This is a genomic window from Microbacterium sp. 16-032 (assembly GCF_041079455.1).
Lineage (GTDB): Bacteria > Actinomycetota > Actinomycetes > Actinomycetales > Microbacteriaceae > Microbacterium > Microbacterium testaceum_A.
Genome location: NZ_JBFYGQ010000002.1, coordinates 39,463 through 48,456, shown reverse-complemented (window position 1 = coordinate 48,456; position 8,994 = coordinate 39,463). Strand labels below are relative to the sequence as shown.

The following is an 8,994-nucleotide window of genomic DNA, read 5'->3' as shown; positions in this document are numbered from 1 at the left end:
CGTCGAAGGATGGATGCCGACACCGCGATGCGCATGCTCGATGACCGCGAACGCGAGGTCGCGCACCGTTTGACGCGCCTGCTCGACGACGAAGCGAGCCTGCGGCACGACCGCGCCGACGCCACCGCCGACGACGAACACGACCCCGAGGGGTCGACGCTGTCGGGGGAGTGGGCGCAGGTCGACGCGCTGCGACGGGGAGCCGAGGCCGAGAGCGCCGAGATCTCCGCGGCGCGCGAGCGGGTGGCATCCGGCACCTTCGGCACGTGCGAGAACTGCGGCCGGCCGATCGCCGACGCCCGTCTCGAGGTCCTGCCCTTCGCGCGGCGGTGCATCTCGTGCGCCGCGTGAGCCGCGGCGCTTAGGCTCGAGGCATGGAACCCGTCCTCATCGCGCTGCTGTTCGCCAACGCCGTCTTCAACGTCGTCGTCTGGCCGCGCTTCTTTGTGCGGGTCGCGAAGGACCAGCGGGCGAGGACCGCCGAGGGCAAGCCCACGCCGTTCCTCATCGTCCACACCGTGCTCATCGCCCTCGCTCTGGTGCTCGCGCTCGCGTCGGCCATCGCCGCGATCGCCGCCCTGGTGGGCTGATCCTGCGCACCCAGGCGCTCGTGAGGTGCCCGCGGTAGACTGCGGGTGCGGGATTTCCCGCCGCACTCTGTGCAACTACCTACCGGTCCGGCAAGGCGGCACGTTCCATCGCCCCCTCTCTGGAGACCCGCTTCATGACTGCGCCCGCCGTCGACCATCGGCCCCTCGTCCATCACACCGGCTTCTGGTACTTCCCCATCGCCTTCGTGGCGCGGTTGCCCTTCGCGATGATGACCGTGGGGGTCCTCGCGATCGTCGTCGCCCTGCGCGGCTCGGTCGCCCTCGGCGGTCTGACCTCGGCGGCCGTGGGGCTCGGCGTCGTCGTCGCGGGTCCGGTGCTGGGCGATCTCGCCGACCGCTACGGGCAACGGCGCGTGCTCGTGCCGGTGGGGGTGGCCAACGGCATCCTGTTGGCGATCTTCCCCCTCGTGGTGGGCTTCGCGACGTCGGATGCCCTGCTGCTCGGGGCGGCCGTGGCGATCGGTGTGACCGGACCGCAGACCGCGGCGATGTCGCGCAGCCGCGTGATGGCGCTGATCGGCGCGCGCGTGCACCCCGAGCGGCGCGACCGCACCTTCTCGCGGGCGATGGCCTACGAGTCCGCGGCCGACGAGACGGCGTTCGTGATCGGCCCGTTCGTCGTCGGCATCCTGGCGGCGTTGATCGCCCCGTGGGCGCCGATCATCGGTGCGGCCCTCCTCAGCTTCGTCTTCGTCACCGCCTTCGCTTTGCATCCCACCGGTCGAGCCGTGCCCGAGCGGTCCGAACGCACCGCGATGGCGCCGTTCCGCGAGCTGCTGCACCCGCGCATGCTCGTGCTCGTGGCGGCCGTGTTGGGCGTCGGGCTGTTCTTCGGCTCCACTCTCACCTCGCTGACCGCCTTCATGGAGGCGCAGGGGGCGCCCGAGGCGGGAGCCTTGCTCTACGGCGTGATGGGGGTGGGCTCGGCGGTGCTGGCCCTCGCCGTGGCCCTGGTCCCCGAGCGCTTCGCGCTGCGGTGGCGGCTCGTGCTCTTCGCGAGCGTGCTCACGGCCTCGGCCGGTGCCTACTCGGTCGGCGGATCCGTCTCGACGGTGACCCTGGTCCTGTGCCTCATGGGCATCGGGGTGGGGCCCGCCCTCGTCACGCTGTTCAGCCTCGCCGGCCACCGCGCGCCGCGCGGGCGCACGGCGTCGACCATGACGATCCTCGCCTCGGCCCTCACCCTGGCGCAGGCGCTGTCGTCGGCGGTGACCGGCGCCGTGGCCGAGAACGTCTCAGTCGCCACGGCGATGCTCTTCCCCGCGGGCGCGGCGCTGCTCGTCCTCGCCATGGCGGCGGTGAACGCCGCGGCCGCCCCGCGGTGGGACCGGGCGTCCGCCGGGGCCGGACTCAGCGCGGCAGGGGGTAGCGCCGCCGCAGCAGCAGGCGCTGGCCCAGCGTCCACGCGGTCGTGATGGTGAGATAGAGCCCCGCCGCGAGCGGGACGAACAGCGCGACCACCGCCGTCGTGAACTGCAGGACGCCGAGCATCCCCGTCGTCCACGCGGGAGCCGACGGGCCGACCGCGGGTCGCAGGAGTCGACGCGTGAGTTCGGCCACCCCGGCGATCACGACGACGAGCGTGCCGAAGACGGCGAGGGTGGCGGCATCCATCGTTCCGGTCGTGAGGGCGCCGATGAGACTCCGCCCGAGCGGGACGCCGAACACGTCGTGCGTGAGCAGGGTGTTGGCGTGTCCGCCGACCTGGGCGTGCAGGAAGACGGCGTACAGCAGACCGACCACGGGCGCCTGGGCGAGCACGGGCAGCATCCCCGCGAAGGGAGACGATCCCTCGTCGCGGTACAGCTGCAGGGTCTCGCGTTGCAGGCGTTCGGGGTTCTTGCGCCACCTCTCCTGCAGGGCCCGGAGGCGCGGGGCCAGGCGGGCGCGCGTCTGCTCGGCCCGCGCCTGCGACACCCCCACGGGAATGAGGAGCACCCGCACGGCGAGCGTCACGACGACGACGGCGAGGGCGGCGGCGAGACCGCCGGCGAGCGGTTCGAGAAGCGAGGTCAGGGCGAGCAGGGCTCGCGTGGCGAGGTCGAGCAGCAGAGCGAGGGGCGGAAAGGCGAAGAGGTCCACGGGGCATCCCATCAGAGCGAGTGATCACGGGCTGATCGGTCGCGGGGCGTGCCGAGAGCACGCGGGCGACCGGCGTCGCTGCGCGCTCGAGCCGTCGCCGGGGCGACGGGGAGGGCTACGCGACGCGGATCGCGAACCCCGGGGCTCGCGGGCGCGGGTGCCCCGCGGCGTCGGGATCGCTCTGGGAGAGGGATGCCGAGGGGTCGATCGGACGCGCCGACGGCGGAGGCGTGGCTGCGACGAGAGCGGGGACCACGACGAGCACGATCACCGCGGTCAACACGACGGCTGCGGCGAGCACCACGGCCAGAAGAGGGGCGCTCCCCCCGGGCGTGAGCGCCAGCTCGGCGGTGGCCAGGAGCAGGTTGAGCGCCGCGATCAGCGATGCGATCACGCTCTCACCCCCTCCGGTCGAGTCCCCACGCTAGCAAAGCTCCGGTGGGTACGCTGTCGGCATGACCACCCTCGTCCTCACCGTCGTCGGCGATGACCGCGCGGGCCTCGTGTCCGCGGTCGCCGACATCGTCGATGCCCACGGCGGCAACTGGGAGAACAGCGAACTCGCCGAGCTGGCGGGTGCCTTCGCCGGGATCATCGAGGTGTCGGTGACGCCCGCGCATGCCGACGACCTGCGCGCGGCGCTCGACGGCCTCGCCGGAACCCTCACCGTCACCGTCCATGCCGGAGCGGGCTCGGCGGACGCCGAGGGCCGCACGGTGACCTTCGACGTCGTCGGCAACGATCGCCCCGGCATCGTCCGCGAGGTGTCCGCGGCTCTCGGCGCGCACGGCGCGAGCATCGAACGGATGTCGACGCAGACGACGGATGCCGCGATGGCGGGCGGTCGTCTGTTCGAGGCCTCCATCACCGCGACGGTGGCGGCCGACGTCGCCGTCGACGATCTCGTCGCGCGTCTGGAGCGTCTCGCCACCGAGATCCAGGTCGACGTCACGCTCGCGGACTGACCCGGGCGGCGCGCGGCCGCGGCTCGATCGGCGCAGGGCCGATCTCGACCGGGTTCAGGCCCGGCGCGACCGGGTCGCGACGCGTGCGATCCCGCGCCATCCCAGCAGCAGCAGGGCGAGGGTGAGGGTCGCGACGATGACGAACGCCACCGCGATGCCCTGACCGCTGAGCGCGCGCAGCACCATCCCGAGCACGACGGTGATCGTCCACACCGGGAGCCCCGTCGCGACGACGGCGGTCGGTCGACGCCACGCACGCGCGACGAGCCAGCCGACGAGGAGCGCGACGACGAAGGGCCACGCGGTCGTCGCCAGCCCCGAGCCGAACGGACCCAGGACGTCGCCGTCGTGGGTAGCGCGTCCGATCGTGGCGAAGACGACGACGAGCACGACGTCGACGATCAGGGCGGGGAGGGAGGAGCGCAGCGAGGGGGACACGACCTCATTCTCTCGCGGCGACGCGAGGGTATCGTCCGCGTATCGCGGTTCCGAGACACCGCGGCAACCGTCCGAGCGATGGGATGGTCTCTTCCGACCCCGGAGGTTGCCGTGTCCGCTCGTCCCGTCCTCACCCCCGCGCGTCTCGTCACCGCGGGCGCGGTGCTCGCCGCCGTCGTCGCCTTGACGCTCGCGCCGCGGGCGATCGCGTGGCCGGCCCGCACCCTCGTCCTCGACGCGCTCGACCACCTTCCCCCGTCGTGGAGCGCCCTCGTCTTCGGCGCGGGCGCCGACGTGGCTCTCAACGTCGCCTTCTTCGTGCCCCTCGGCGCCGCGGTCGCCCTGCTCCTCCCGCTGCGGTGGGCGCCGGCATCCGTCGCGTTGTGCGCCCTCGTGTCGTTCGCGGTCGAGGTGCTCCAGGCCGGGATCCCCGGTCGGGTTCCGGATGCCGATGACGTGCTGTCCAACACGATCGGCGCCGCGATCGGAACGGTCGTCGTCATCGCGATGCGCGTGGCCGCCCGCGGAGGGCGCGCGGCCCGGCGCTGAGCCGCGCGTCAGCGGGGCAGGCGGAGGCGCGCGTGCAGACCGCCGCCCTCTCGGGGCCACAGTTCGAGCCGGCCGCGGTGCGCGCGGGCGATCGACGCGACGATGGCGAGCCCCAGACCGGTGCCGTCCGCGCGTCCGCGCGTGCGGCCGACACCGCGGACGAAAGGCTCGGGGAGCGTCGAGACGAGCTCGCGCGACAGGTCGTCTCCGCTGTTGACGACGTCGATGATCACCTCGTCGACCTCGCCGCTCACGGCGAGGCGCACCCAGCCGCCCTCGATGTTGTGGACGAGGGCGTTGCGGACGAGGTTCGCCACCGCCTGACGGACGAGGGTCTCGTCGAGGCGCGCCACCCCACCCGAGGCGTCCATCAGATCCAGATCGAGTCCCGCGGCGTCGCCCCGCGCCTCGGACACCACGGTGGCGACGAGCTCGTCCACCGCGGTGGGTTCGGGTGACAGCGCTCCCTCGCGCGTCGAGCGGGCGAGGGCCAGCAGGGACTCGGTGAGACGGATCGCGCGCTCGTTCGTGAGATCGAGCCGGTGCAGCAGCCGCTCGAGATCGACGCCCCCGGGGTCGGCCCGGGCCACCTCGAGGAGGGTGCGCATCGTCGCGTGCGGGGTGCGCAACTCGTGGGAGGCGTTCGCGGCGAAGCGCTTCTGTGCCTCCAGGGTCTCCTCGATCCGCACGAGCATCGCGTCGAAGGTGTCGGCGAGGTCGGTGAGCTCGTCGCGGGGTCCCGGCAGATCGACGCGGTGCGCCAGATCGCCGTCGCGCACCGCGCGGGCGGCATCCGTGATCCGGTGAAGGGGGCGCAGCATGAGTCCCGACACGACCCAACCGCCCCCGAGGCCCACGATCGCCAACGCGAGGACGGCGTACCACGCGTACCGGACGAACACGTCGACGAGGTCGCCGCGCCCGGGCGTGAACGACCCGCTCTCGGAGTACAGGTTGCCCTCGGGGAGGAACCGCAGCACGAGGAACCCCACGACGAACACCGCGATCCCCACGATCACGACGAACGCCGCGTAGCTCAGGGTGAGCTTGAGGCGGACCGAGAGTCCCGGGGCGCGCTCACGCATCGGCCGGACCCATGCGATAGCCCACTCCCGCGACGGTCTGAATGAGCCACGGCTCGCCCAGACGCTTGCGCAGCGTCGAGATCGTGATGCGCACCGCGTTCGTGAACGGGTCGGCGTTCTCGTCCCACGCCCGCTCGAGCAGGTCTTCGGCGCTGACCACCCCGCCGGCCGCGCCCATGAGCACCTGCAGCACCGCGAACTGCTTGCGGGTCAGCGACACGTACCGTCCGTCACGGAACACCTCGCGGCGGAAAGGATCGAGGCGGATGCCGTGCTGCTCGAGCACCGGCGGGGTCGCGGCCGCGGGGCGGCGGGCCAGGGCGTGCAGGCGCATCACGAGCTCGCGCAGCACGAAGGGCTTGGTCAGGTAGTCGTCGGCGCCGCTCTCGAAACCGGCGGCCTTGTCGTCGAGACCGTCGGCGGCGGTCAGCATGAGCACGCGCGGGGCGGCGGGCTGCGCACTGAGGTGGCGGGCGATCTCGTCGCCGTCCGGGCCCGGAATGTCGCGGTCGAGCACGACCACGTCGTACGCGGTGTAACCGAGCACCTCGAGAGCGGTGTCGCCGTCGCCGGCGATGTCGGCCGCGATCGCCTCGAGCCGCAGCCCGTCGCGGATGGCCTCGGCGAGGAAGGGTTCGTCCTCGACGATCAACACGCGCATTCCGTCATCGTAGGCGGGGCCGGATATCGCGGACGTATGCGCGGTGCCCACCGCCACCGGCGTCGGTAGCGTGGGGGCATGGCGACCCGACTTCTCCTCGTGGCCGACACGCACGTGCCGAAGCGGGCGCGCGTCCTTCCCGCGGCGGTGCGCGAGGCGGCATCCGACGTCGATCTGATCGTCCACGCGGGCGATTGGGTGAGCGCGAGCGTGCTCGACGAACTCGAGCCCCTCGGCCCGGTGCTGGGCGTCTGGGGCAACAACGACGGCGACGACCTGCGCTCGCGCCTGCCCGAGGTCGCCCGCGCCGAGATCGACGGGGTGCGCGTCGCGGTCGTGCACGAGACGGGGCCCGCGACCGGACGCGAGAAGAGGATGGATGCCGCCTACCCCGACGTCGACCTGCTCGTGTTCGGGCACAGCCACATCCCGTGGGACACCGTGACCCCGAACGGCCTGCGCCTCCTCAACCCCGGCTCGCCCACCGACCGCCGCCGTCAGCCGGCGTGCACGCTGATGACCGCGACCCTCGACGACGGCGAGGTGCGCGACGTGCTGCTGCACGAGGTGTCACGCGACTGACGGCCGAGACGTCGCGGGGTGTATCGCCGGCGTATCGCGCGGGTGATACGCCGTGACAACGCAGCCCCGAGTCGACTGGGGCCATGGCTTCTCCCGCATCCCGTATCGATTCTCCTTCCCGCCGTCGGCTCGCGGTCCTCGCGATCGGGGCCGTCCTGGCCGTCGTCCTCACCGTGGTCGCCGTTCTGCTCGCGATGACCACCGCGGCGTCGTTCACGGCGGGGATGACCGCGCACGCGCCGTTCTCTCCGACGGAGGCCGACGGGATGATCCCGGCGGAGGCGCCCCTCACCGTGAGCGACGATCGGCACCCGGCGATGACAGGACTCGACGGAGACTTGCGCGAGGCCCTTCGCTCCGCCCAGGCGGCTGCCGCGCCGGACGGAGTCGTCTTCGACGTCACCAGCGGATGGCGCAGCGAGGAGTACCAGCGCTGGCTGCTCGGCGACGCCATTCGCACGTACGGCTCCGAGGCGCTCGCGCGGGAGTACGTCGCGTCGCCCGAAGACTCGAGTCACGTCACCGGTCGAGCGGTCGACATCGGCTCGCTCGACGCGCAGCTGTGGATCATCGAGCACGGGCGGGAATGGGGCCTGTGCCAGACCTACGCCAACGAGCGGTGGCACTTCGAGAAGGCGACGGATGCCGGAGGAGAGTGCCCGGAGCCGAAGCCCGATGCGCGGGGGTGAACGACGACGGCGCCGCCCCTTTCGGGTGCGGCGCCGTCGTGCGAGTGCCTACTCGACGTTCAGCTGACGGGTGGGAGAGGTCAGCGGGCAGTCGAAGGGGTCGCGGGCGGCGAGCCCGACCCGGTTGAGGTACGCGATGACGATGCCGTACGACTGGAAGAGGGTCGTCTCGACGTACGGGACGTTCAGCGTCTCGCAGTGCTCGCGGACGATCACGCGGGCCTTGCTGAGGTGCGGGCGCGGCATGTTCGGGAACAGGTGGTGCTCGATCTGGTAGTTCAGACCGCCCATGAGCCACGTGGCCCACCAGCCGCCCGAGACGTTGCGCGAGGTGCGCACCTGCTTGCTGAAGAAGTCGAGCTTCGCACCGGGCGCGATGATCGGCATGCCCTTGTGGTTGGGGGCGAAGGACGCTCCCATGTAGATCCCGAAGACCGCAACCGAGACGCCGAAGAACGCGAAGGCGAGACCGATCGGCAAGAAGATGAAGATCGGCGCGATGAAGAGCGCGTGGCGCAGCGTCAGCAGGGCGAGTTCTGCCCAGCGGCCCTTGACGGGCTCGCGCGAGAAGAGGTGGCGCAGGGCCAGCACGTAGAGGTTGATCCCCTCGAACGCCAGCAGCGGGAAGAACAGGTACCCCTGACGCTGGGTGATCCAGCGCTGGATGCCGCGGGCCTTGGCCGCGTCGACGTCGAGGAACGAGATCGTGTCGATCTCGATGTCGGGGTCCTTGTCGACGCGGTTGGGGTTGGCGTGGTGACGCGTGTGCTTCGACGCCCACCACGAGCGGCTCATGCCGACGATGCCGTTGCCGATGAGCAGGCCGAGGCGATCGTTGGCGGGGCCCGACGCGAAGATCTGGCGGTGCGCGGCCTCGTGGGCGAGGAAAGCGACCTGGGTGAACAGGATGCCGAGGACCGCGGCGATGATCAGCTGGAACCAGCTGTCGCCGAGGAGGATGAAGCCGGTGATGCACCCGGCGAAACCGAGCACGATCGCGGCGGCGACGACGGCGTAGAACACCGGCGTGCGGACGAGGAGTCCGCTCTCGCGGACGACCTGAGACAGCTCTGTGTAGGCCTTGGTGATCGGGGGGAATTCGGTCGTACCGGAGTACGTCTGACGGATGGGGCCGAGGCGGGACTCGACGACGGTGGAAGCGATTTTCTGCTCCTCGGATCGGGATGGACCGGGGCGGCTACCCGGGCTGTCGCCCACATTACGGGTCGCCGTATGGACAACCCGGCATACGACGCGATGTTCAGGAGCCTCTCGGGAAATGGAAATCCCGGCGTCGGAATCGTCTCGGAAACGACGAAAGCCGGGTCGTCG

General features: G+C 71.7%; 13 protein-coding genes. 7 read left to right on the top strand and 6 right to left on the bottom strand.

The genetic code is table 11. The features are described 5' to 3' along the window. The first annotated feature begins 9 nt into the window (after positions 1-9). From AB6V31_RS03855 to AB6V31_RS03845, 3 genes are all read left to right on the top strand, one after another. Complete coding sequence (locus AB6V31_RS03855; RefSeq protein WP_056227860.1) at positions 10-351, top strand: TraR/DksA C4-type zinc finger protein; 342 nt, start codon at positions 10-12, stop codon at positions 349-351. A gap of 23 nt (positions 352-374) precedes the next feature. Then, positions 375-590, top strand: coding sequence for an SCO4848 family membrane protein (locus AB6V31_RS03850; RefSeq protein WP_056227864.1), 216 nt, complete (start codon positions 375-377; stop codon positions 588-590). 134 nt (positions 591-724) lie between these two features. Beyond that, entirely contained in the window at positions 725-2,026 is a 1,302-nt protein-coding gene (locus AB6V31_RS03845) for an MFS transporter (RefSeq protein ID WP_369364193.1), read from the top strand. Here the strand turns inward: AB6V31_RS03845 and AB6V31_RS03840 are convergent. Together AB6V31_RS03840 and AB6V31_RS03835 are read right to left on the bottom strand one after the other, a co-directional pair. Continuing rightward, positions 1,962-2,693 (bottom strand): YidC/Oxa1 family membrane protein insertase, encoded by a 732-nt coding sequence (locus tag AB6V31_RS03840; protein WP_369364192.1) that lies wholly within the window; start codon positions 2,691-2,693, stop codon positions 1,962-1,964. The two genes, AB6V31_RS03845 and AB6V31_RS03840, sit on opposite strands and share 65 nt — an antisense overlap. A 115-nt stretch (positions 2,694-2,808) precedes the next feature. Then, positions 2,809-3,087 carry a DUF6412 domain-containing protein gene (locus tag AB6V31_RS03835; protein ID WP_222121660.1) on the bottom strand — a complete coding sequence of 93 codons (279 nt, stop codon included), beginning with the start codon at positions 3,085-3,087 and terminating at the stop codon, positions 2,809-2,811. Between the two features lie 61 nt (positions 3,088-3,148). On the opposite strand from AB6V31_RS03835, the gene AB6V31_RS03830 reads away from it, so the two are divergent. Beyond that, positions 3,149-3,658, top strand: a complete 510-nt coding sequence (locus tag AB6V31_RS03830; protein ID WP_369364190.1) for a glycine cleavage system protein R — start codon at positions 3,149-3,151, stop codon at positions 3,656-3,658. A 54-nt stretch (positions 3,659-3,712) separates the two neighbouring features. Here the strand turns inward: AB6V31_RS03830 and AB6V31_RS03825 are convergent, their stop codons facing one another. After that, positions 3,713-4,096 (bottom strand): DUF3054 domain-containing protein, encoded by a 384-nt coding sequence (locus AB6V31_RS03825; RefSeq protein ID WP_369364189.1) that lies wholly within the window; start codon positions 4,094-4,096, stop codon positions 3,713-3,715. A gap of 111 nt (positions 4,097-4,207) precedes the next feature. Here AB6V31_RS03825 and AB6V31_RS03820 point away from each other — a divergent pair, with 111 nt between their 5' ends. After that, complete coding sequence (locus AB6V31_RS03820) at positions 4,208-4,645, top strand: VanZ family protein (RefSeq protein ID WP_162234500.1); 438 nt, start codon at positions 4,208-4,210, stop codon at positions 4,643-4,645. A gap of 8 nt (positions 4,646-4,653) precedes the next feature. Here AB6V31_RS03820 and AB6V31_RS03815 read toward each other — a convergent pair whose 3' ends face one another. Continuing rightward, the gene (locus AB6V31_RS03815; protein WP_369364187.1) at positions 4,654-5,730 is read right to left on the bottom strand and encodes an ATP-binding protein; all 1,077 of its coding nucleotides are present in this window, start codon (positions 5,728-5,730) and stop codon (positions 4,654-4,656) included. After that, positions 5,723-6,391 (bottom strand): response regulator transcription factor, encoded by a 669-nt coding sequence (locus AB6V31_RS03810; RefSeq protein WP_056227880.1) that lies wholly within the window; start codon positions 6,389-6,391, stop codon positions 5,723-5,725. The genes AB6V31_RS03815 and AB6V31_RS03810 overlap by 8 nt, the downstream gene beginning before the upstream one ends. Positions 6,392-6,469: 78 nt before the next feature. Here AB6V31_RS03810 and AB6V31_RS03805 point away from each other — a divergent pair, with 78 nt between their 5' ends. Both AB6V31_RS03805 and AB6V31_RS03800 read left to right on the top strand, forming a co-directional pair. Beyond that, positions 6,470-6,973 (top strand): metallophosphoesterase, encoded by a 504-nt coding sequence (locus AB6V31_RS03805; protein ID WP_369364185.1) that lies wholly within the window; start codon positions 6,470-6,472, stop codon positions 6,971-6,973. Between the two features lie 83 nt (positions 6,974-7,056). After that, positions 7,057-7,662 (top strand): M15 family metallopeptidase, encoded by a 606-nt coding sequence (locus AB6V31_RS03800; protein ID WP_369364184.1) that lies wholly within the window; start codon positions 7,057-7,059, stop codon positions 7,660-7,662. A gap of 48 nt (positions 7,663-7,710) precedes the next feature. Here AB6V31_RS03800 and AB6V31_RS03795 read toward each other — a convergent pair whose 3' ends face one another. Next, positions 7,711-8,826, bottom strand: coding sequence for a fatty acid desaturase (locus tag AB6V31_RS03795; protein WP_369364626.1), 1,116 nt, complete (start codon positions 8,824-8,826; stop codon positions 7,711-7,713). Between the last annotated feature and the right edge of the window lie 168 nt (positions 8,827-8,994).

Coding starts and splice junctions, on each gene's coding strand:
- AB6V31_RS03855 (WP_056227860.1), top strand. CDS start 10: ATGGATGCCGACACCGCGATGCGCATGCTCGATGACCGCGAACGCGAG.
- AB6V31_RS03850 (WP_056227864.1), top strand. CDS start 375: ATGGAACCCGTCCTCATCGCGCTGCTGTTCGCCAACGCCGTCTTCAAC.
- AB6V31_RS03845 (WP_369364193.1), top strand. CDS start 725: ATGACTGCGCCCGCCGTCGACCATCGGCCCCTCGTCCATCACACCGGC.
- AB6V31_RS03830 (WP_369364190.1), top strand. CDS start 3,149: ATGACCACCCTCGTCCTCACCGTCGTCGGCGATGACCGCGCGGGCCTC.
- AB6V31_RS03815 (WP_369364187.1), bottom strand. CDS start 5,730: ATGCGTGAGCGCGCCCCGGGACTCTCGGTCCGCCTCAAGCTCACCCTG.
- AB6V31_RS03810 (WP_056227880.1), bottom strand. CDS start 6,391: ATGCGCGTGTTGATCGTCGAGGACGAACCCTTCCTCGCCGAGGCCATC.
- AB6V31_RS03805 (WP_369364185.1), top strand. CDS start 6,470: ATGGCGACCCGACTTCTCCTCGTGGCCGACACGCACGTGCCGAAGCGG.
- AB6V31_RS03800 (WP_369364184.1), top strand. CDS start 7,057: ATGGCTTCTCCCGCATCCCGTATCGATTCTCCTTCCCGCCGTCGGCTC.